At 62.5% G+C, this 21,716-nt stretch carries 19 protein-coding genes; 7 read left to right on the top strand and 12 right to left on the bottom strand.

From position 1 onward, the window contains the following. Nucleotides 1-398 precede the first annotated feature (398 nt). The 4 genes from pssA to VG99_RS15355 all read right to left on the bottom strand — a co-directional run bounded on the left by pssA (nt 399) and on the right by VG99_RS15355 (nt 4,647). A complete protein-coding gene (pssA, locus tag VG99_RS15370; RefSeq protein ID WP_044501315.1) occupies nt 399-1,241 on the bottom strand; it encodes a CDP-diacylglycerol--serine O-phosphatidyltransferase in 843 nt (280 codons plus the stop codon). 125 nt (nt 1,242-1,366) lie between these two features. Further along, nucleotides 1,367-2,383: a ketol-acid reductoisomerase gene (gene ilvC, locus VG99_RS15365; protein WP_044501314.1), complete on the bottom strand. Its 1,017-nt coding sequence runs from the start codon at nt 2,381-2,383 to the stop codon at nt 1,367-1,369. A gap of 46 nt (nt 2,384-2,429) precedes the next feature. After that, nucleotides 2,430-2,921, bottom strand: coding sequence for an acetolactate synthase small subunit (ilvN, locus tag VG99_RS15360; protein WP_044501313.1), 492 nt, complete (start codon nt 2,919-2,921; stop codon nt 2,430-2,432). A gap of 1 nt (nt 2,922) precedes the next feature. Next, nucleotides 2,923-4,647 carry an acetolactate synthase 3 large subunit gene (locus VG99_RS15355; RefSeq protein ID WP_076939772.1) on the bottom strand — a complete coding sequence of 575 codons (1,725 nt, stop codon included), beginning with the start codon at nt 4,645-4,647 and terminating at the stop codon, nt 2,923-2,925. Nucleotides 4,648-5,081: 434 nt separating this feature from the next. On the opposite strand from VG99_RS15355, the gene VG99_RS15350 reads away from it, so the two are divergent. Continuing rightward, nucleotides 5,082-5,525: a DUF4124 domain-containing protein gene (locus VG99_RS15350; protein WP_044501311.1), complete on the top strand. Its 444-nt coding sequence runs from the start codon at nt 5,082-5,084 to the stop codon at nt 5,523-5,525. Here VG99_RS15350 and VG99_RS15345 read toward each other — a convergent pair. Genes VG99_RS15345 through mrcB form a run of 3 tightly spaced genes read right to left on the bottom strand, consistent with a single transcriptional unit; the run spans nt 5,516 to nt 8,849 of the window. Beyond that, entirely contained in the window at nt 5,516-5,851 is a 336-nt protein-coding gene (locus VG99_RS15345) for a YqcC family protein (RefSeq protein ID WP_044501310.1), read from the bottom strand. The two genes, VG99_RS15350 and VG99_RS15345, sit on opposite strands and share 10 nt — an antisense overlap. Further along, nucleotides 5,851-6,507, bottom strand: coding sequence for a tetratricopeptide repeat protein (locus tag VG99_RS15340; protein WP_044501309.1), 657 nt, complete (start codon nt 6,505-6,507; stop codon nt 5,851-5,853). Before VG99_RS15340 ends, VG99_RS15345 begins: the two co-directional genes overlap by 1 nt. 17 nt (nt 6,508-6,524) lie before the next feature. Beyond that, on the bottom strand, nt 6,525-8,849 hold the full coding sequence (gene mrcB, locus VG99_RS15335; RefSeq protein ID WP_044501308.1) for a penicillin-binding protein 1B: 2,325 nt from the start codon (nt 8,847-8,849) through the stop codon (nt 6,525-6,527). 122 nt (nt 8,850-8,971) lie between these two features. Between mrcB and VG99_RS15330 the strand changes: the two genes are divergently transcribed. From VG99_RS15330 to VG99_RS15320, 3 genes are all read left to right on the top strand, one after another. Next, nucleotides 8,972-10,528, top strand: coding sequence for a bifunctional aminoglycoside phosphotransferase/ATP-binding protein (locus VG99_RS15330; protein WP_044501307.1), 1,557 nt, complete (start codon nt 8,972-8,974; stop codon nt 10,526-10,528). A 152-nt stretch (nt 10,529-10,680) separates the two neighbouring features. Next, nucleotides 10,681-10,959, top strand: coding sequence for a TfoX/Sxy family protein (locus VG99_RS15325; RefSeq protein WP_044501306.1), 279 nt, complete (start codon nt 10,681-10,683; stop codon nt 10,957-10,959). 106 nt (nt 10,960-11,065) lie between these two features. Further along, nucleotides 11,066-11,863: a cyclic nucleotide-binding domain-containing protein gene (locus VG99_RS15320; protein ID WP_044501305.1), complete on the top strand. Its 798-nt coding sequence runs from the start codon at nt 11,066-11,068 to the stop codon at nt 11,861-11,863. 208 nt (nt 11,864-12,071) lie between these two features. On the opposite strand, the gene VG99_RS15315 is transcribed toward VG99_RS15320, so the two are convergent. Genes VG99_RS15315 through VG99_RS15305 form a run of 3 tightly spaced genes read right to left on the bottom strand, consistent with a single transcriptional unit; the run spans nt 12,072 to nt 17,791 of the window. After that, on the bottom strand, nt 12,072-13,505 hold the full coding sequence (locus tag VG99_RS15315) for an efflux transporter outer membrane subunit (protein ID WP_044501304.1): 1,434 nt from the start codon (nt 13,503-13,505) through the stop codon (nt 12,072-12,074). Further along, entirely contained in the window at nt 13,502-16,633 is a 3,132-nt protein-coding gene (locus VG99_RS15310; protein WP_044501303.1) for an efflux RND transporter permease subunit, read from the bottom strand. The genes VG99_RS15315 and VG99_RS15310 overlap by 4 nt, the downstream gene beginning before the upstream one ends. 6 nt (nt 16,634-16,639) lie before the next feature. After that, complete coding sequence (locus VG99_RS15305) at nt 16,640-17,791, bottom strand: efflux RND transporter periplasmic adaptor subunit (protein WP_044501302.1); 1,152 nt, start codon at nt 17,789-17,791, stop codon at nt 16,640-16,642. A gap of 206 nt (nt 17,792-17,997) precedes the next feature. On the opposite strand from VG99_RS15305, the gene VG99_RS15300 reads away from it, so the two are divergent. Then, the gene (locus VG99_RS15300; protein WP_044501301.1) at nt 17,998-18,660 is read left to right on the top strand and encodes a TetR family transcriptional regulator; all 663 of its coding nucleotides are present in this window, start codon (nt 17,998-18,000) and stop codon (nt 18,658-18,660) included. A gap of 104 nt (nt 18,661-18,764) precedes the next feature. Further along, nucleotides 18,765-19,121, top strand: coding sequence for a Rieske (2Fe-2S) protein (locus VG99_RS15295; RefSeq protein WP_044501300.1), 357 nt, complete (start codon nt 18,765-18,767; stop codon nt 19,119-19,121). Here VG99_RS15295 and sfsA read toward each other — a convergent pair. Together sfsA and VG99_RS15285 are read right to left on the bottom strand one after the other, a co-directional pair. Continuing rightward, nucleotides 19,116-19,820 carry a DNA/RNA nuclease SfsA gene (gene sfsA / locus VG99_RS15290; protein ID WP_420848307.1) on the bottom strand — a complete coding sequence of 235 codons (705 nt, stop codon included), beginning with the start codon at nt 19,818-19,820 and terminating at the stop codon, nt 19,116-19,118. The genes VG99_RS15295 and sfsA overlap by 6 nt on opposite strands. Next, nucleotides 19,820-20,998, bottom strand: a complete 1,179-nt coding sequence (locus VG99_RS15285; protein ID WP_044501298.1) for a pyridoxal phosphate-dependent aminotransferase — start codon at nt 20,996-20,998, stop codon at nt 19,820-19,822. The genes sfsA and VG99_RS15285 overlap by 1 nt, the downstream gene beginning before the upstream one ends. A 239-nt stretch (nt 20,999-21,237) precedes the next feature. Between VG99_RS15285 and dksA the strand changes: the two genes are divergently transcribed. Further along, nucleotides 21,238-21,681, top strand: a complete 444-nt coding sequence (gene dksA / locus VG99_RS15280; RefSeq protein ID WP_036993098.1) for an RNA polymerase-binding protein DksA — start codon at nt 21,238-21,240, stop codon at nt 21,679-21,681. The last annotated feature ends 35 nt before the right edge of the window (nt 21,682-21,716 follow it).

The raw sequence follows: 21,716 nt of genomic DNA, 5'->3' as shown, positions 1-21,716 counted from the left end.
TAACTTGATTCCAATTTGTTAAAGAGCGATTCGGTCCGCGTTTCCGCTTAACCAAGGCCGCGCATTATACGCCAACCTTCTGATCCGTCAAGCTTTTTTGTGAGGCTTTTCAGCGCTGCACTGCTTGGCAAACCTGCCTGGAACGCTGCTGCTGTTCCGGGCCAGGGAGGCGCATTCTACAGGAGTCAAACCCCTTGTCAACGCCTTCCTGAAAATCCTTTTTCACCGTGAAGAAGCGATCTTGCCAGCCTCTTCAGTGAGCGGCGCATTCTACGCCGTTTCGCTTGCCTGTCAACCCCAAGTTATCGCTAACTTATTGATTGGACGGGGCTTTTTGAAAAGCACCGCGACGTGCGAGGGGCGCATTATAGACCCCTCACATTTGCCGTCAAGGGGTTTTATTCAACTTTTTCCGCTTCCACCGCTGCGGCCGGACGACGGCGCCAGCGCCATACCGCCTGCACCGGCCCCGACGCACTGTAGGCAATGAAGATGAACCATAGAATCCGCGAAGGATCGGTGGAAATCACCGCGAACACCAGCACCACCAGCAGGATGACGAAGAACGGCACCCGGCCGCGCATGTCCAGATCCTTGAAGCTGTAATAGCGCACGTTGCTAACCATCAACAAGCCACCCAGGGCGGTCAGGATACCTACCAGCAGGGAAATATCACCGCCGTCGATGCCAAAATCATTCAGCGCCCAGACCATGCCTGCCACCAAACCTGCCGCCGACGGGCTGGCCAGACCGGTGAAGTAGCGCTTGTCTTCCGAACCGATATGGGTATTGAACCGCGCCAGGCGCAACGCCGCCCCCGCTACATAGATGAAGGCGAACACCCAGCCCACCTTGCCCATACCATCCAGCGCCCAGGTGAAGGCTACCAGTGCCGGCGCTACGCCGAAGGCCACCATGTCGGACAGCGAGTCATACTCGGCGCCAAAGGCGCTCTGGGTATTGGTCAGGCGCGCCACACGGCCGTCCAGCCCATCCAGGACCATCGCCACGAAGATGGCGATCGCGGCATGGGAAAAGTTGCCGTTCATCGCACTGACAATGGCATAGAAGCCGGAGAACAGCGCTGCCGTGGTGAACAGGTTCGGCAACAGGTAGATACCCCGATGTCGCACCTTCTTACCGTCTGGTCCGGGCACCTCCTCGATATGCTCATCGATAGGCAATAGCGTATGCGGGCCCTCACCATTGAAATCTGAATCGTGTTGCTGCTCGTCTTTCATATGCTTACCTTGCCACTTTGCCGGACTACACAGTGTGGCAACTTGATCGCCAAATAACCAGTCCCGGCATTCTGCGGGCATAAAAAAACGCGGCCTGAGCCGCGCTTTTTCAACCGAACCGAAAATCAGTTCTTGGTCTTGTCAACGATCTTGTTGGCAGAGATCCACGGCATCATGCCGCGCAGCTGCTCACCCACCTGCTCGATCGGATGTGCGGCGTTGTTACGACGGGCAGCAGTCATCGAAGGATAGTTGTGGGCGCCTTCAGCGATGAACATCTTGGCGTATTCACCAGACTGGATGCGCTTGAGCGCATTGCGCATGGCAGCCCGGGACTCGTCGTTGATCACTTCCGGACCGGTAACGTACTCACCGTACTCGGCGTTGTTGGAGATCGAGTAGTTCATGTTGGCGATACCGCCTTCGTACATGAGGTCAACGATCAGCTTCAGCTCGTGCAGGCACTCGAAGTAGGCCATTTCCGGCGCATAACCCGCTTCGGTCAGCACTTCAAAACCAGCCTTGACCAGTTCGACCGCGCCACCACACAGAACTGCCTGCTCGCCGAACAGGTCGGTTTCGGTCTCGTCCTTGAAGGTGGTTTCGATGATACCGGTACGGCCGCCGCCCACGCCGCTGGCATAGGACAGAGCAACGTTCTTGGCGTTGCCGGAGGCGTCCTGGAACACGGCGATCAGGTCAGGAATACCGCCACCCTTGACGAACTCGGAGCGCACGGTGTGGCCCGGTGCCTTGGGAGCAACCATGATCACGTCCAGATCCTTGCGCGGTACGATCTGGTTGTAGTGGATAGCGAAACCATGGGCGAACGCCAGGGTAGCGCCCTGCTTCAGGTTCGGCTCGATCTCATCGCGATACAGCTGAGACTGGAACTCGTCCGGAGTCAGGATCATGACCACGTCGGCGGCAGCGACGGCGGCCGGCACGTCGGTGACTTTCAGGCCATGGGCCTCGGCCTTGGCGATGGAGGACGAACCCGGGCGCAGGCCCACGGTTACGTCAACACCGGAATCCTGGAGGTTGCAGGCGTGGGCGTGGCCCTGGGAGCCGTAACCGATGATGGCAACCTTCTTGCCCTGGATGATGCTCAGGTCGCAATCTTTGTCATAAAAAACGTGCATGTAAATCCCCTTTCAATGCGGGTCCCGCCGGACCACTCTTAATTGTTTAAATGCTCAGAACTTTCTCGCCGCGCGCGATACCGGATACACCGGTGCGCACGACTTCCAGAACTGTCGCCGGGCCAACCGCTTCGATAAAACTATCCAGCTTGTCGGAGGTGCCTGCAAGCTGAACGGTATACACACTACTGGTCACATCAACAATCTGGCCGCGGAAAATATCCGTGGTGCGTTTGACTTCCGCACGCTGGGCGCCAGTGGCCTTGATCTTGACCAGCATCAGCTCACGCTCAATATGCGCCCCTTCGGACAGATTGACGAGCTTGACCACTTCGATCAGCTTGTTGAGGTTCTTGGTAATCTGTTCGATGACATCTTCCTGGCCGATGGTGGTCAGCGTCAGGCGCGACAGCGTCGGGTCCTCGGTCGCCGCCACGGTCAGGGTCTCGATATTGTAGTTGCGCTGGGAGAACAGGCCGACCACGCGAGACAGTGCACCGGGCTCGTTTTCCAGCAATACGGAAATGATATGTCTCATGTCAGGTACGCTCCGTCTTGCTCAGCCACATGTCACGCATCGAGCCGCCCGCGATCTGCATCGGGTAGACGTGCTCGGTATTGTCCACACGGATATCCATGAACACCAACCGCTTGGTCTGGGCGAACGCCTCTTCCATCGCTGGCTTGAGGTCTTCCGGCTTTTCCACCCGCATGCCGATATGGCCGTAGGATTCGGTCAGCTTGACGAAATCCGGCAGCGACTCCATGTAGGAATGGGAATAGCGGCTGTTGTACTGCATATCCTGCCACTGGCGAACCATGCCCAGTGCCTGGTTGTTCAGGGTGATGATCTTCACCGGCAGATCGTACTGCAGGCAGGTCGACAGCTCCTGAATGTTCATCTGGATACTGCCTTCACCGGTGACGCAGGCGACTATCGCATCCGGATGATGCAGCTGTACGCCCATGGCCGCTGGCAAACCGAAGCCCATGGTGCCCAGGCCACCGGAATTGATCCAGCGGTTGGGCTTGTTGAACGGATAGTACTGGGCCGCGAACATCTGGTGCTGACCCACGTCCGAGGTCACATAGGCATCACCCTTGGTGACATCCCACATGGTCTCGATAACGGTCTGCGGCTTGATGATAGACCCGTCACCCATATCGTAAGGGAACAGCTTGCCGTCACCGCGCCATTCGTCGACCTGCTTCCACCAGGCCACGAGCACGTCGGCGTTGGGACGCAACTTGTGCTCCCGGGAGATGGCCAGCATCTCGGTCAGCACGCTGTCGACCGGACCCACGATCGGAATGTCGGCCTTGATGGTCTTGGAAATGGACGCCGGATCGATATCGATGTGAATGATCTTGGCGTTCGGACAGAACTTGCTGGCACCGTTGATAACCCGGTCGTCGAATCGCGCACCGACGCACATCACCACATCCGCATGGTGCATCGCAACGTTGGCGACGTAGCTGCCGTGCATGCCGAGCATACCCAGGAACTGACGATCGCTACCCGGGAAGCCGCCCAACCCCATCAGGGTGTTGGTGACCGGGACGCCCAGCTCCTTGCCCAGGTCGGTCAATTGCTTGGCCGCACCACCCATGATTACGCCGCCACCGGCGTAGATGATCGGGCGACGCGCCTCGACCAGCAGTTCAAGCGCCTTGCGGATCTGCCCGGAATGACCGCGGACAGCCGGGTTGTAGGAACGCAGCTTGACCTTCTTCGGGTAGCTGTATTCGAACTTCTCGGCCGGGTTGGTCATATCCTTCGGGATATCGATGACGACCGGACCGGGACGACCGGTCTGGGCCAGATAGAAAGCCTTCTTGACGATCTCGGGGATCTCGCGCGGATCCTTGACGATGAAGCTGTGCTTCACGATCGGCCGGGAGATGCCGACCATGTCGGTTTCCTGGAACGCGTCGGTACCGACCATATGGCTGGCAACCTGACCGGAGATAACCACCATCGGGATGGAGTCCATGTAGGCCGTAGCAATACCGGTAATGGTATTGGTCGCGCCGGGACCCGAGGTCACCAGCACCACGCCGGGCTTGCCGGTGGCGCGCGCGTAACCATCAGCCATGTGGGCGGCGGCCTGCTCATGGCGCACCAGCACATGGGTCACATCGTCCTGGCGGAAGATTGCGTCATAGACGTGCAGCAGGGCACCACCGGGGTACCCGTAGATAAATTTAACACCCTCGTCACGCAGCGAGCGGACGACCATCTCAGCGCCGGATAAAAGTTCCACTTTTGAATCACCTCTAGCATGCCGTTCACCCCAGGCGAGCGGCAGGATACCTGTTTTACTGCTCGGCAGTGCAATGGCAACGGTGGTTGTCATGCAACAGCTTGACTGCGTGCAATGGAGATGTGTCCCTGCAGGTCGCCGGACAATCTCACCCAGCGCGAGGTAGCGCGTGCGGGGCCAGGCCAGGAGCATGCGGGTCCGCCTCCTGGATTGAGCAACAAAGCATGCCGCCCCGGACGCCGAGTAGGCTCCGACAACAGCACGCTTATGAGAACCCCGAATTGTTTACACTCGGGGGCAACAAGTCAAGTCAAGTTGCATAAAAGCCCACCCCGCACGCATCTTTACGGATGAGCAGTGCCGCTCCCTCAGCGATTGGCTATAGTAGCCGAGCCGCTGACCGGTCGGACGAAGATGACAAGGAAGACGATACCATGCACAAACTGATGATAGCCCTGGCTCTGGGGCTGCTGAGCAACAGCGCGATGGCGCAGCAGATGTACCAATGGAAGGATGAACGGGGTGTGGTGCAATACGGGCAACTGCCCCCGGCCGGGGTCCCCTACCAGCAGATCCGCGTGCAACCCTCGCCGCCACCCGGTGGCCAGCTACGCGAACCCGCCCCTCTGCCCTTGCAGCCTGATACCAGCGCCCGCGAGGCCGCCGCCGAACAGCGCAAGCTGGAGCGTGCCCAAGCCGAGCAACGCGCCGCTGCCTGCGACAAGCTGCGCAGCAATCTGGAGACCCTCCTGAATAATCCACGCCTGCGCCGGACCAACGAGGCCGGCGACGTCGAGCGTATCGGGGAAGACGAGCGCCAGCGGCTGATCAGCCAGACGCAGGAGAACCTGCAGGAGAACTGCAGCGCTCAGCCCTGAGCGGCCAGCGCTACCGCCAGACGATCAATGCGGCCCAGGGCTGCCAGCAACTGATGACGGCGACGCCCCAGGGGTGCAAAGGCCTCTTCGCCCATCGGCAGGATGTTGCAGCCGCCTGGCATAGGGCCGCTGTTTTCAATGAGCTGGGCCATGCGGGGGATAAAGATCCACTGCAGCCAGGCGTCGAAATCCAGGGTGTCCACGCAGAACGGTTGCTGGCTGGACAAGGCCGCAGCCGAGGGCGCCTCGGCCGACCACAAACCAAGCGCCCGGAGCTCACATTCGAGCTCCAGCAGCGCATCGGCCAGTTCGTGCCACGGCTGCATTAGAGTGCCACCTTGGCCCGCTCACGGGCCTGGGCAGCGCCGGCCCGGTCACCCTGACGCTCCCGCGCATCGGCTACCAGACCCCACAGACTAGCCTGCAGCGCAGGCCTGCCGGACGCATAGGACAGGCCGCGGCGGGCCAACTGCTCCGCCTGGGCGGCATCGCCCTGATCCAGCCGTACCTTGGCCAGACGGTACAACACCTGGGGCTCGCGCGGCGCAATCCGCAGGGCGCGCTCAAGGCTTGCTGAGGCGCTGCTAAGGTCTCCGCTGCCCTCCTGCTGGCGGGCGGAGGTGAGCAGTGCCAGCACCGGACCGGCCAGCTGTTCGTCTTCCTGCAGCGCGCCTGCTCCGGCGCCGCTTGACGATGGCGCCTGGCCCGACGGCTGGCTGCTGATCGGCGCGCTGTCGAGGGGGTAAGACTCGACGGCACTGGAGCCACCCTCCCCGTCAGGCACCAGCACCACCACACCCTCGTCGACCGGCTGCTGTGGCTGGGTCTGAGGTTGACTTGCCGGCCGGCCCGCGCCGCTCTGCATATCCTCATTGGATACCGGCCGCCCGGAGTCGGTTACCGGGATGGTACCGCCCGAGCCGGCACACCCTGCCAACACCATCATGCAGCCCACCAGCAGACCAATTCGCTTACTATCCATTGCCTTGTTCCTCATGTTCATTGCAGCCATCCGCGGATGACATCCATCACTCGGCCAGCCCCTTCCTTCACCGGCGTCGGATCAATCAGCGGCCGGCAACCCGGGCCCGGCAGCGGCTCATAGCCCGCGCGGAACGGCATCTGCACCGTGTCCGGGCAGCTTGGGTCGCTCCCCTCACCGGTCAGACGGTCGACCCAGGCGTAGACGATATCACCCGGCGGCACCTCGGACAGGCTGGTCGGATGCGCCTCGGCCATGAAGGCACTCCACACCTGCAGCGCACCCGTGGCACCGGTAAGGCGCGTCTGGCCGTTGTCATCGCGGCCCAGCCAGGTCACCGCCAGCAGATCATCGGAGAAGCCGGCGAACCAGCTGTCGCGCAGATCGTTGGTCGTTCCGGTCTTGCCGGCCAACCGGATCGACGATGGTACCTGATTATAGGCCGAGCGCCCGGTTCCTTCCGCCATGACCCGGGACATCGCTTCCTGCACCAGGAAGATGGTCGCCGAGTCGAAGCGCTGCTGTACCTTGAACGGATAGCGGCTCAGCTGCTCGCCCTCCGCCGTCAGGACGCTGCGAATGGCGCGCAGGGGCGTATTGAAGCCGCCGCTGGCCAGGGTTTGGTACATGTCGGTCACCTGCATCGGAGTCATCGCCCCGGACCCCAGCAGCATCGCTGGATAGGCCGGCCAGCCGTGCTGCACACCCATGCGCTCGACGGTGTTCAACACCTTGTCGACGCCGACTTCAACGCCCAGCCGCACCGTGGCCTGGTTATAGGAGCGCGAAAGGGCTACATGCAGCGGCACCAGTCCATGGCTCTGGCGGCTGTAGTTCTGCGGCGACCAGGTCTTGCCCTGCTCAGCCGGCAGGGTAATCGGCGAATCATCCACGGGAGTGATCAGCGAATAGGTCTGTGGCTGTTCCAGTGCCGTCAAAAATACCGCCGGCTTGATCAGCGACCCGATGGGCCGGGCGGCATCCAGCGCCCGGTTGAAGCCGGAAAAGCGTGGATTGCGACCGCCCACCAGGGCGAGAATTTCCCCGGTCTGCGCGCCGGTGACAATCATGGCCGCTTCCGTCTCCGGGCCAGCCCGCTCCCCGAGCCGCTTGAAGCCGTTGGCTACCGCCTTTTCCGCCTTCAGCTGCAACAGCGGATCGAAGCTGGTAAAGATCCGCAGGCCTTCGCTGGTCAGATCCTCATCCTGGTAGTCCTCGCGCAGCTGACGCTTGACCAGGTCCATGAACGCCGGATAACTGGTGTCGGCCATGCTACCGCGCACTGTCACGTCCAGTGGCTTGGCGATATTCAGGCGCGCCTGCTCGTCGGTAATCACGCCCTGCTCTTCGAGCATCTGGATAACCAGGTCCCGGCGCTTCTTGGCGCGCTCGGGCTGGCGGCGCGGATTGAATAGCGACGGTCCCTTGACCATCCCGACCAGCAGCGCCACCTGGTGCAGCTCCAGTTCATGCAGCGGCTGGGCAAAGTAATACTGGCTGGCCAGACCGAAGCCATGCACCGCGCGCTGGCCGTCCTGACCGAGAAACACCTCGTTCAGGTAGGCTTCGAGAATGGCTTCCTTGGAATAATGCAGCTCCAGCAGCACCGCCATGATGGCTTCGGTGCCCTTGCGCACCAGGCTGCGCTCGCTGTTCAGGTAGAAGTTCTTCACCAGCTGCTGGGTCAGGGTACTGCCGCCCTGCACCACACCACCGGCAGCGATGTTGACGTAGGCCGCCCGGGCAATGCCCTTGGGTGAAATACCGAAGTGCTGGAAGAACTCGCGATCTTCCACTGCCACCAGGGCTTCGACCAGATAGGGCGGTGCCTGATCCAGGCGGATCAGGATGCGGTCTTCGTTGTGCGCCGGGTAGATACCGCCGATCATCAGCGGCTCGACCCGAGCCATCACCACATCGCCATTGCCCGACAGCCCGGTCACCTGCTGGCCGCTGAAACGCACGCTCAGGCGCTGCGCCGGCTCGGTACCCTCGAAGGACTGGAACCCGCGGGTGTGGACATCGACCCGGTTGCCGGCCACGGACATCTGCCCCGGCTGGCTGATGGCCGATACCGAGCGATAGCCCAGGGCCGACAACTCGGTGACGAAGTCATCGCGGCTCAACTTCTGACCAGCGTAGAGTTCGAGCGGCCGGGCGAATACCTTGGCCGGCACCGCCCAGCGCTTGCCGGAGAATTTCTCCTGCACCACGGCGTCGAGATAAACGGCCAGGCCCGCCAGCAGCACCAACCCGACCACCGCGAGTTTCCACAGCAGCCCCCACCAGCGTTGCCAGAATCCGGTCTTGCGTACAGCGCGTTTACTGCGTTTTCTACCCATAATTCCCTGATCACTCCACGTCTCGGGAAGCCGCGCCCGCGTCAGCGAACGGCGGCGACGGTTGGCCTTGTTGCAACCAACCCGCATAATGCCCGCATAGCCAAGCCATTACAGGATCCATCGTGAGCCAGACACTGCTGACCGCCCTGCAAAACCCAGCCTTGTACGACCATCCGGTTACCGGTTTCACGCTGATGGAAACCCACATTTCCTGGGTGATTCTCACCGGCGACTTCGTCTACAAGATCAAGAAACCGGTCAATTTCGGCTTCCTTGATTTCTCTACCCTCGAGAAGCGCGCGCATTTCTGCGCCGAGGAGCTGCGCCTGAATCGGCGTCTGGCTCCGGACCTCTACCTGGATGTCATTGCCATCCGCGGCAGCGAGGACGCGCCCCGTCTCGATGGCGACGGCCCGGCCATCGAATACATGGTCAAGACCCGTCAATTCCGCCAGCAGGATCTGCTGGGCAACATGCAGCGCGCCGGTCAGTTGGCCCCGGAACACATCGATTCGCTAGCCGCGACACTCGCGACCTTCCACGGTCAGATCGAGCGCGCGCCCATTGAGTCAGCCTGGGGCCAGCCAGACCAGGTGCATGCGCCGGTGGCCCAGAACTTCGAGCAGATCCGCCCGCTCCTGAACGAACCAGCCGATCTGGCACAACTCGAGCAGCTTGAGCAATGGGCGCATACTACCTTCCAACGGCTGATTCCCCAACTGGCACAACGCAAGGCCGAGGGTCTGGTGCGTGAATGCCATGGTGACATCTACCTGGATAACGTCACCCTGGTCGCCGGACAAGTGACCCTTTTCGACTGCATAGAGTTCAATGACGCCTTCCGCTGGATCGACGTCATGAGCGATGTGGCCTTCATGGCCATGGACCTCGAGGACCGCGGCCTGCGCGATCTCTCCCAGCGCTTCGTCAATGGCTGGCTGGAACACACCGGCGATTACGCCGGCCTGGCCGTGCTCAATTACTACAAGGCCTACCGCGCCATGGTGCGGGCGAAGATCGCGCTGTTCAATCTCGGCCCGGATACCAGTGACCAACAGCGGGCCGACATCATGGCGCGCTATCGCGGCTACGCCGCCCTCGCCGAGAGCTATACCCATATTCCGCACCGGTTCGGGCTGCTCACCCACGGCGTCTCCGGCTCCGGCAAAAGCACCTTGGCCCAGCAGCTGGTCAGCCGGCTCGGCGTCGTCCGCCTGCGCTCGGATGTGGAACGCAAGCGGCTGTTCGGCCGCGATACTAGTGCCGACCAGCGCAGCGAGCTGTACTCCGCCGAGCTGAGCCAGCGGACCTACACCCACCTGGCGGCGCTGGCGACGCAGATCCTCGCCGCAGGCTATCCGGTGGTAGTCGACGCTACCCATCTGCACCAGGCGCAGCGCCAACAGGTGCGCCAGGCCATCGAGGATCAGGGCGCGCCTTGCCTGATCCTGCACTGCCGGGCCTCGCTGGATACCATCGAGATCTGGTTGAACGAGCGTCAACGCAAGGGCAGCGACCCCTCCGATGCCGATATCCATGTTGTTCGTCATCAGCTGGAACACCTCGAAGCACTGGACGACGAGGAGCAACTGATCACCCTGACCGTGGATACCGAGCGGCGCGATAGCATCGACCAGCTCACCGAGCAGCTCCGCGCCCGCCTGGGACCGGCCGGCTAACTGTACGTATCCGTCGACCGCCACTACACTGACGTCGGGACCCAATAAAAAGAAGCCCGAAGCCATGCCAAAACCAGACAGATGCCGGTTATCGCAACCGGCACCCGTATTGCGCTCGTCATGCCCCGCATCGCCGTGTCCGCGAGGTGCCCATGACCGATAATGAACTGCTCCAGTTGCGCAACCTCGGCAAGACCTCCGTGCAGTGGCTGCGCGCCACCGGCATCCACACCACCGAAGAACTCCGGCGACGGGGCCCCGTGGCGGCTTATTGCGCGGTCCGCTCCCGGGGTTTCGGCGCTTCCCGTACCTTGTTGTTTGCCATTGCCGGGGCGCTGCAGGACGTGCACTGGAACGAACTCGACCCTCACTACAAGCAGCAATTGCTGCAGCAGCTGGAAGAACAGCAGAATCAACCACCTCCGGGGTAGCCTCGTACTGCTGGTTTTGCCAACGAACGCGCGTTTTCCGTTGGCGAAAGCCCGAGCAATTGCAGTAAGGTATCGACAATTCAGGACCGCGAAAAAGGAATTACCCATGTACCTCATCGGTGACCAGCCTCCCTATGCAGAAAAGCTGATCAGCACGCTGCAGCGCATCCCGGCGCAGCTTCTCGATGGCCTTGCGCCCTGTGCAGCGCCAATCCGGCTGGAGGCGACCGGTGACCTCTATAGCAAGGTCGGCAACAAGAACCTCTATCTGCTGCAAAGCGGCCTGCTGCACGCGCTCATTGATGGCAAGCCCCTGTTCTATGTCCAGGAGGGCGACCTCATCGGGCTGCGCCAGGGACTCAACACTGCACCCTGCGTCTACATGAGCGAAGAGCCCCTGGTCCTGGTGCCCTATGACCGCGAAGCGCTGTTTCGTCACATCCATACCAGCAACACGCGGCAGGAACAGTTCACCCAGTACATTCTCGGCCAGGCAGCCTTGATGTCCGATGCACTGGCACGCAGCAAGCCAGTGGAGATGCGGCCGGTGACGGGCTTCCAGCACTTCGCGCCCGGCGATGAGCTGATCCGCCAGGGCGACGAGGCGGGTCACGTCTTCATCATCACCGAGGGGCATGCCGAAGCCTTCGTCGAGGGCATCAAGGTCGGGGATGTGCAGAAGGATGAGATTTTCGGGGCGATGGCGTTGTTTACCCGGGAACAGCGCTCGGCCACGGTGATCGCCAGCGCGCCGACTACCGTCATGATGATTCCCAAGGAACAGTTCCTGTCGCTGATGCAGAGCAACCCGCGGATTGCGCACAGTCTCATCGAAAGCATGGCGCGGCGGATCGACCTGATGAATCGTGAATTGACCTACTACAAACAGCTGGCAGTAAATTAATTACGCCATTCGCTTGACATGCAAATGATAACTATTATTATTAACCACAAGTCGCCGCGAGGTGGCTTGGATAACGGAATGTCGCGAGACGGACGGTTATCTCCTCATCAGGCTAATCACGGATTTAGGCCCGCTCCTTGAGCGGGCCATTTTTTTTCCTGATACGCCTGTGCAGCAGACCGCCATAGCGGCCTGGCGCAGCCTCCCCTCAGGTTTCCGGCACGGCCGAAGCCGCCGCAGTATCCTCGACCTGCCAGCCACCACCCAACGCCTTGAACAGGTTCACTTCGCTGATCAGCTGGTTGCGGCGATCATTCACCAGTTGCTGCTGGGCCATCAGCAATTGCCGCTGGGCATCGAGCAGGATCAGGTGACTGTCCACCCCGGTGCGATAGCGCTGCTCGGCGATCTGGTAGTAGCTTTCACTGACGTCCAGCAGATTCCGCTGCGCCTGCACCTGATCGGCATAGGTTTCGTGGGCAGCCAGACCGTCCGCCACATCCCGGAAGGCATCCTGGATTGCCTGTTCGTACTGGGCAACCCGGATGTCGCGGGAGATTTCGGCATAGTCCAGATTCGCCCGCAACCGGCCGGCGTTAAAGATCGGCACACTGATGCTGGGCATGAAGTTCCAGTACCCGGTACCGCCACTGAACAGCTCCGACAGATCATTGCTGGCCGAGCCCGCCGCGCCGGTCAGGCGAATGCTCGGGAAGAACGCCGCCCGCGCAGCGCCAATACTGGCATTGGCGGCCCGCAGCTGCTGCTCGGCGGCAATCACGTCGGGCCGCATGAACAGCAGCTCCGAGGGCAGCCCGACGGGCAGGTCCGCCAGCAGCTCCATTTCCAGCCCGCCCATCTCCACGTCATCCAGCGGCATGTTCTGCCCTAACAGCTGGGTCAGCGCGTTGCGGTCCTGCGCCACCAGCCGGCGGTACTGCGCCAGCGCCGAGCGGGCGGTTTCCACGGCGGTACGCGCCTGGGTCAGCTCCAGCGTGGACGCTACGCCCACGTCATAGCTGCGCTGCACCAGCGCCAGGCTGTCTTCATAGGCCTTCAGGGTCTGGGCGGTAACCGCGAGCAGCTCGCGGTCGGCTTGCCAGGTGAAGTAGCTGTTGGCGACAGCGGCGATCAGGCTGATCCGTACGCTGCGCTGGTTCGCTTCGCTGGCCAGGAACTCTGCCAGTGCCTGCTCGCTCAGGCTGTCCAGGCGGCCGAACAGATCCAGCTCCCAGGCAACCCCCAGCGTGGCGGAGTATTGCCCACCGGTCGTGGCTTCACCGGTCGGGCTCAGCCCGGCCGGGGTGCGCGCACGGCTGCCACTGCCGTCGGCGGTCACATCCGGAAACACCGCCGCCCGCTGTATGCCATACAGCGCCCGGTAGGCATCCACGTTCAACGCCGCGATACGCAGGTCACGGTTATTTTCCAGCGCAACGCCGATCAACCGTTGCAGCGTCTGATCACGGAAGAACTCCCGCCACCCCAGCTCCATCGCCTGGGTATCGGAGTTGAGCGGGCCGTAGGCCTCGCCCGTCGGCCAGACATCCGCCACCGGGGAAGCAGGCCGCTCATAGTCGGGTATCATCGAGCAGCCGCTCAGGACACCCAGTACCGCCAGGCACATCAACGAACGCTTCACTCTGCCTCCTCCTTGTTGTCATAGCTGACCTTGCGTGAAAACAGCGAGGAAACCATCACATAGAACAGCGGTACCCAGAAAATCACCAGCACGGTCGCGGTCAGCATGCCACCTATCACACCGGTACCGATGGCATGGGAGCTGCCGGCTCCCGCGCCACTGGCGATGGTCAGCGGAACCACACCCAGGGTGAAAGCCAGCGAAGTCATGATGATCGGCCGCAGGCGCATGCGGCAGGCTTCCACCGCGGCGTCGACCAGCGACATGCCCTGCTCATGCAAGTCCTTGGCGAATTCGACAATCAGGATCGCGTTTTTCGCAGTCAACCCGATGGTCGTCAACAGACCGACCTGGAAGAACACATCATTGGACAGGCCGCGCCCCATGGTGGCCAGCAGCGCACCGATAACGCCCAGCGGCACCACCAGCATCACCGCAAAGGGAATCGACCAGCTTTCATAGAGCGCCGCCAGACAGAGGAACACCACCAGCAGCGACAGCGCGTACAGTGCCGGCGCCTGGTCTCCGGATAGCCGCTCTTCGAAGGACAGTCCCGTCCAGTCCACGCCGATACCGGCTGGCAACTGCTGCGCCAGGCGCTCGATTTCCGCCATGGCGGCACCGGTACTGTAGCCGGGCGCCGCCTCACCCTGGATCTCCATCGCCAGTACGCCGTTATAGCGGGCCAGCTTCGGCGGTCCATAGATCCACTCGCCACTGGCAAAGGCGCTGAATGGCACCATCTCACCCTGGTTATTGCGCACGAACCACTTGTCCATATCCTCGGGGTTCATGCGGGCATCGGCCTCGGCCTGCAGGTAGACCCGCTTGACCCGGCCCCGGTCGATGAAGTCGTTGACATAGCTCGACCCCCAGGCGATCGACTGGGTACTGTTCACATCGCTGAGCGAGACCCCGAGCACCTGGGCCTTTTCATCATCGATGACCAGCCGGTACTGGGGTTCGTCATTCAGGCCGTTGGGGCGCACCGCAGTGAGGATCTCACTCTGCGCAGCCAGCCCCAGCAACTGGTTGCGCGCCTGCATCAGGGTGTCGTGCCCAAGCCCGGCGTTGTCCTGCAGGAAGAAGTTGAAACCGGTGGCGTTACCCAGCGCCATGACCGCAGGCGGGGCAAAGGCCTTGACCGCCGCATCCCGGAAGCCGCTGAAGTGCTCCTCGGTGCGCTCGACCAGGTCGAATACGCTCATTCCCGCGTCAGATCGCTCTTCCCAGGGCTTGAGTCCAACGAACGCGATGGCGGCATTCTGGCCCCGACCGGCAAAACTGAAGCCGGTTACGGTGAACACCGATTCCACGACATCGCCCTCTTCGGTCAGCAGCTTCTCACGCATGGCGTCCACGGTCTTCTGGGTACGCTCCATGGTCGAGCCCGCTGGCCCCAGCACCTGAACGAACATGACGCCCTGGTCCTCGTCGGGCAGGAAGGAACTGGGCAACTTGCTGAACAGCATGACCATTGCGCCGACGATCACGGCATACAGCAGCAGGTAAGGCACCTTGCGGCGCAGCACGGAAGCCACGCCCTTCTCATAGCGATTGACGCCCCGTTCAAAGGTACGGTTGAACCAGCCGAAGAAGCCCCGTTTCTCGTGGCTGTGGCCCTTGGGAATGGGCTTGAGGATGGTCGCACAGAGCGCCGGTGTGAAGATCAACGCCACCAGCACCGACAGGGTCATGGCCGAGGCGATGGTGATGGCGAACTGGCGATAGATCACCCCCGTGGAACCGCCGAAGAACGCCATGGGCACAAATACTGCCGACAGCACCAGGCCGATACCGATCAGCGCGCCCTGGATCTGGTCCATCGACTTGCGCGTGGCCTCCACCGGCGACAAACCTTCCTCGGCCATCACCCGTTCGACGTTCTCCACCACCACGATGGCATCGTCCACCAGCAGACCGATGGCCAGCACCATGGCGAACATGGTCAGGATATTGATGCTGAAGCCGAACGCCGACAGCACACCGAAGGTCCCCAGCAACACCACCGGCACCGCCAGGGTCGGGATCAGGGTGGCACGGAAGTTCTGCAGGAACAGGTACATCACCAGGAATACCAGCACGATGGCTTCCATCAGCGTATGCACTACCCCGCTGATGGACTCGGAGACCACCGGGGCGGTCTCGAAGGGGTAGACCACATCGACGCCCTGCGGGAAATACGGCCGCAAATCGGCAATGGTCTGCTTGACCGCCTTGGTGGTCTCCAGCGCGTTGGCGCCAGTGGCCAGCTGGATCGCCATACCGGTCGCCGGCTGGCCATTGTAGAGCGCGCGGAAGGCCGAGTTCTGCGCACCCAGCTCGACCCGCGCGACGTCACCCAGGCGCACCTGGGAGCCGTCACTGTCCACCTTCATCAGGATGTCGCGAAACTGCTCCGGCGTCTCGAAGCGGGTCTTGCCGATGATGGTCGCGTTGAGCTGCTGGCCGGGCACCGCCGGCGCACCGCCGAGCTGCCCGCCGGACACCTGGACGTTCTGCGCAGCAATGGCGTTGCGCACATCGATGGGCGTCAGCTGGAATTTATTCAGCTTTGCCGGATCCAGCCAGATACGCATGGAATAGGCCGAACCGAACACCTGGAAGTCGCCCACCCCACTGGTCCGGGAGATCGGGTCCTGGATGGTGGAAATGATGAAATCGGACAGGTCTTCGTTGTCCATGGAGCCGTCAGTGGAGATCAGACCGACGACCATCAGGAAGTTGGAGGATGCCTTGGTAACCCGGATCCCCTGCTGCTGCACTTCCTGTGGCAGCATTGGCGTGGCCAGCTGCAGCTTGTTCTGCACCTGGACCTGGGCAATATCCGGATCGACGCCCTGGTCGAAGGTGACGGTGATCCGCATGCTGCCGTCCGAGCCGCTCTCGGAGCGCATGTAGCGCAGCCCGTCGATCCCGTTCATCTGCTGCTCGATGACCTGGGCCACGGTGTCCTGCACCGTCTGGGCCGACGCACCCGGGTAGTTGACGGCGATGTTGACCGCCGGTGGCGCAATGCTCGGATACTGGTTGACCGGCAACCCGAGGATCGCCAGCCCGCCCATCAGCATCACCAGGATGGCCAGCACCCAGGCGAAGATCGGACGATCGATAAAATAGCGTGGCATGGGTGATTATCCTTCCTGTTCGGCAGTGGCGGGCGCGGCGGCCGGCTCGGCATTCTCGACATTGGCCGCGGGGACCGCTTCGACCTGCATGCCCGGCTGCACCATATGCAGCCCTTCGGTGATCAGCCGATCACCGACGTTCAAGCCTTCACTGACCAGCCAACGGTTACCAACCGTGCGTTCGGTCTGGATGATGCGCTGCTCCACCTTGTTGTCCGCGGTAACCAGCATGGCCACCGCCTGGCCACGTGGGTTGCGGGTCACGCCCTGCTGCGGCGCCAGGATGGCATCGCTGCGCGAGCCGGCGACCAGCTGCGCATGCACGAACATGCCAGGCAGCAGGATGCGGTCGGGGTTGGGGAACACCGCCCGCAGGGTTACCGAACCGGTACCGGCGTCCACCGACACCTCGGAGAATTCCAGCTTGCCGTCGTGCTCATACTGGGAGCCGTCTTCCAGCTGCAGGGTCACCTTGGCCGCGTTATCGCCAGCGCGTTCCAGCCGACCGGCGTCCAGATCCCGGCGCAACGCCAAGAGGTCCCGCGACGGCTGGGTCACGTCCACATAGATGGGGTCCAGCTGCTGGATAGTCGCCAGTGCCTGGGCCTGGCCGCTGCTGACCAACGCCCCTTCGGTTACCGCCGAACGGCCGATACGGCCGGAAATCGGCGCCAGCACACGGGTGTAACGCAGGTCGATCTTGGCCCGTTCCAACGCCGCATCGGCCTGCAACCGCGCCGCCCGCGCCTCGTCATAGGCCTGCTGGCTGACGGCGCGATCCTTGACCAGGATTTCGTAGCGATCAGCCAGGGTGCTGGCGGACAGCCGCGTCGCCTCTGCGCTCTTCAGCGCCGCTTCATATACCGCCGCATCGATCTGGTACAGCTGATCGCCGGCCTTGACCTCAGAGCCCTCGTCGAACAACCGCTTCTGGATGATGCCATTGACCTGGGGCCGCACTTCGGCCATGCGGAACGCCTTGGTACGCCCAGGCAACTCCGTGGTCAGCAAGAAGTCCTGAGCACTGATGGTGACCACCCCCACCTGCGGGACCTGGGGCGCCTGGGCGGTGGGTTCAGCCGAATCACCGCAGGCGCTGAGCAGCGCCGTGACCGTGAGCAGGGGGATCAGGGCAGCGCGAACTGACTTGACAGGCATGGGCGGGGCACCTCTATGGAACATAGGATCAGTTGAAAAGACGATGACAGAATACGAAACCGACTCATGGGATAACGGGTAATAATACTTACATCCACGAATGTTTGTAAGTTGTTTTCACATTGGCTAACATCTTTGGCGCTTGCGGCCTTGCTCATTTCCGAGCCTCCCCTGTCAAGCGCTACCCAGGTCAATCAGAGGGCTACATGGCCAGACGCACCAAGCAGGAAGCTCAGGAAACCCGCACCCAGATCATCGACGCGGCGGAACTCTGCTTCTTCAAGAAAGGTGTTTCCCACACCTCACTGGCCGAGATTGCCAAGACCGCCGGGGTTACCCGCGGCGCCATCTACTGGCACTTCGAGAACAAGGGCGAAGTGCTGGATGCCCTGTTGCTGCGCGCCAAGATACCGATCCAGCATCTGGAGCAAGCCAGCCGCGCCGACGATGAGCCCGATCCACTGGGCCGCCTGCAGGCCATGGTCGCGACCGTGTTTCGCCAGGCCGAACGCGACCCTTCCACCCGGCGCGTCAATGAGATCATTTTTCACAAATGCGAATATACCGACCAAATGTGCGATCTGCGTGAACATATGCGCCAGCTGCGGTTGCAATCGGACACCAAGCTGGAAAGCGCGCTGCGCAACGCCATCGCCAAGGGTCAACTACCACCCCGGATGGACGTCCCCATTGCGGCGCGCTGCCTGCATGCCTTCGTCGCCGGCACACTCGATCTGTGGCTGCTGCGCCCTGAAGACTTCTCCCTGGCCGAGCGGGCCGATCAGCTCGCCGCAACCGCCATCGAGATGCTGAAAAACAGCGAGGCCCTGCACTCGCCGCCGGCGGCACCCGCGGTGTCGCCGGCCTGACCGACGCGGAGTCCCCTTGCGTTGCCAGCGGTCTTGATTCTGCATCGCTGGCCAAAGATTATCCTGCCCGCAAGCCAAAGGCATTCCTGCCGGAAGGAGGCCGCATGACCACTCACCCGTTGCCACCCAGCCCCCGCGCCGTCGCCCTGTGCCGGGTCGACGAGCTCGCCGATCCCGGCAGCAAGGGATTTGTGGTAGCCGGCAAACAGGTGTTTGCGGTACGCCAGGGGCAGCAGTGCTTTGTCTACCTCAACCGCTGCCCGCACCGCGGCATTCCCCTGGAATGGGTGCCCGACCAGTTTCTCGACAGCTCGGGCCGGCTGATCCAATGCGCCAGCCATGGTGCGCTGTTTCTGCCCGAGTCCGGCGAATGCGTCGCTGGCCCCTGCAGCGGCCAGCAATTGGTCGCCCTGCGCAGCCACATCGACGCTGGCCAACTTTGGCTGAGCGAGCCGCTATAAAACGACCGGCAGCTGGCCGACCACGGACAACCCCTCCGGGCTGGGATGCACTGCCCAGGCCAGCACCAGCACCCCGGCGGCCACCGCTTCGCGCAGCAGTCGCCCATACACCGGATCAATTTGATCGGCTGGCTGCACGCAGCGGATGCCGCTGTGCATCACGCAAAACAGCAGGCAGGCGCGCTGCCCCGCCTGGGCCAGTTGCGTCAACTCGCGCAGGTGTTTCTGGCCGCGCAGGCTGACCGCATCCGGAAAGGCGCCCACCCCGTCCCCCAGCGCCAGGGTGACGCTCTTCACCTCCAGCACACAGGTGTCACCGGGGCCCTCCAGCAGGAAGTCGAAGCGACTGCCGCCCGGCGCCAGGGTCACCTCGCGCCGCACCATGGGGTAGGTCGCCAATGGGGGGATCAGCCCGGCCACCAGGGCGGCGGCCACGACCGTATTGGCGCGGGCGCTATGGATGCAGGCCAGCTCGCCGGGCAGAGTCTCCACCAGCTCCCAGGTGCCGGGCAGCTTGCGCCCGGGACGCTGCTCCAGATTAACCCAGACCCGGCTGCCCGGCCCGCCGCAGTTTTTCATCGACCCAGTGTTGGGGCAATGCACCGTGAGCTCGCGGCCATCATCCAGCCGGATGTCGGCGAGAAAGCGCTTGTAGCGCTGTATCAGGGTGGCGCCCACCAGGGCCGGCGCATAGGGAATCAGCATGCCGGCCAGCTGCCCAGCCCGCGGGCGATACGCTCGACCGCCTGCTCCAGGCGCTCCAGGGAATTGGCATAGGCGAAGCGGACGTGCTCGGTGGCGCGGTGATGGCCGAAATCCAGACCCGGGGTAATGGCCACATGCTCGGTTTCGATCAGGTGCTGGCACAGGCCCTGGCTATCGCTACCGAAGGCGGTGCTGTCGGCGTACAGGTAAAAGGCACCGTCGGGCGTCTGGGGGATGCCGAAGCCCAGCTCGCGCAGCGCCGGCAGCAGAAAATCCCGGCGCCGGTGGAAGGCGGCCCGGCGCGATTCGCAGATGGCCAGGCTTTCTTCGCTGAAGGCCGCCAGTGCGGCCCGCTGGGAAAGGTGGGGCGCGCAGATGTACAGGTTCTGCGCCAGCTTTTCCAATTCAGGAATGGCGTCTTCCGGGGCGATCAACCAACCCAGGCGCCAGCCGGTCATGCCGAAATACTTGGAAAAACTGTTAAGCACCCAGGCGTCCGGAGCCACTTCCAGTACCGAGGTGGCATCGCAACCGTAGGTCAGACCGTGGTAGATCTCATCGACCACCAGCTGGCCACCCAGGCGCCGGGTGGTATCGGCCAGCGCCTGCAGCTGCCCGCGGCTGAGTACACTGCCCGACGGGTTGGCGGGCGAGGCGCAGAGCACCGCCGCGCTGGCAACATCCCAGTACTGTTCCACCAGCTCCGGCGTCAATTGATAGCCCGTATCCGCCCCGGTGGGAATCAGCGTCGCCTGCCCCTCGACCAGCCGCAGGAAATGGCGGTTGCACGGGTAGGCCGGATCCGCCATCAGCACCTTGCTGCCGGGGTTGACCAGCAGGGCGCTGATCAACAGCAGCGCACCGGACCCACCCGGGGTGATCACTACCCGGCGCGGATCGATACTGATGCCGTAACGCTGCTCATAGAAGCCGGCCACCGCCTCCCGCAGGGCCGGCAGCCCCAGTGCCGGCGTATAGTCGGTACAACCCTCGGCCAGGGCCGCCTGCCCGGCCCGCACGATGGGTTCGGGGGTAGCAAAATCCGGTTCGCCGATTTCCATGTGAATGACATCGCAGCCCCGGGCCTGCAGCGCCTTGGCCCGTTCCAGCACCGCCATCACATGGAAAGGTTCGATCTCCGCGATTCGCCGCGCCCAACGCTGCTCTACCATGACATCCTCCACCGCAACCACCGGCAAAAAGGGTGATGATACCTGCCGCTGCTGACACAGGGCCAACCAAATCCCGACTATGCTGTCGAAGTGAAAATATCTTAAGTCGGCAAAAAGTAGCTTCGCAGATCGGGTTCTGGTAGTTTTGCCCGCTTGCAGGCCACCGGCCGCACCCCCCGCCGGTCAGTAGTGGTGTCGACCTGGCACAGGATGATTGAGCTAAAAGTGAGGCTGTTCACATGCCCAGCAATACCAAAGAAAAGAATGCATTGTTGATTCGCGGTTTCGTTCCGTACAAGGAAGAGAAGGGCGAGGAGTACATGAACGAGCGCCAGCTCGAGCATTTCGCCAACATCCTCAATGGCTGGAAACGCGAACTGATGGAAGAAGTGGACCGCACCGTATCCTACATGCAGGACGAGGCCGCCAACTTCCCCGATCCCGCTGACCGTGCCAGCCAGGAAGAGGAATTCAGCCTGGAACTGCGGACCCGCGATCGCGAGCGCAAGCTGATCAAGAAGATCGATCAGACCCTGCAGCGCATCGAGGATGAAGACTACGGTTTCTGCGATTCCTGTGGCGTCGAAATCGGCATCCGCCGCCTCGAAGCCCGCCCCACGGCCACCCTTTGCATCGACTGCAAGACCCTGGCCGAGATCAAGGAAAAGCAGATCGGCGGCTGATAGCCCTCAGCCCTGAGGCAGACAGCCCGCCTGCA

The organism is Pseudomonas saudimassiliensis (genome assembly GCF_000939975.1).
GTDB classification, from domain to species: domain Bacteria; phylum Pseudomonadota; class Gammaproteobacteria; order Pseudomonadales; family Pseudomonadaceae; genus Halopseudomonas; species Halopseudomonas saudimassiliensis.
Note: the sequence above shows the minus strand (reverse complement) of the source record. Positions and strands in the feature narration are given on the sequence as shown.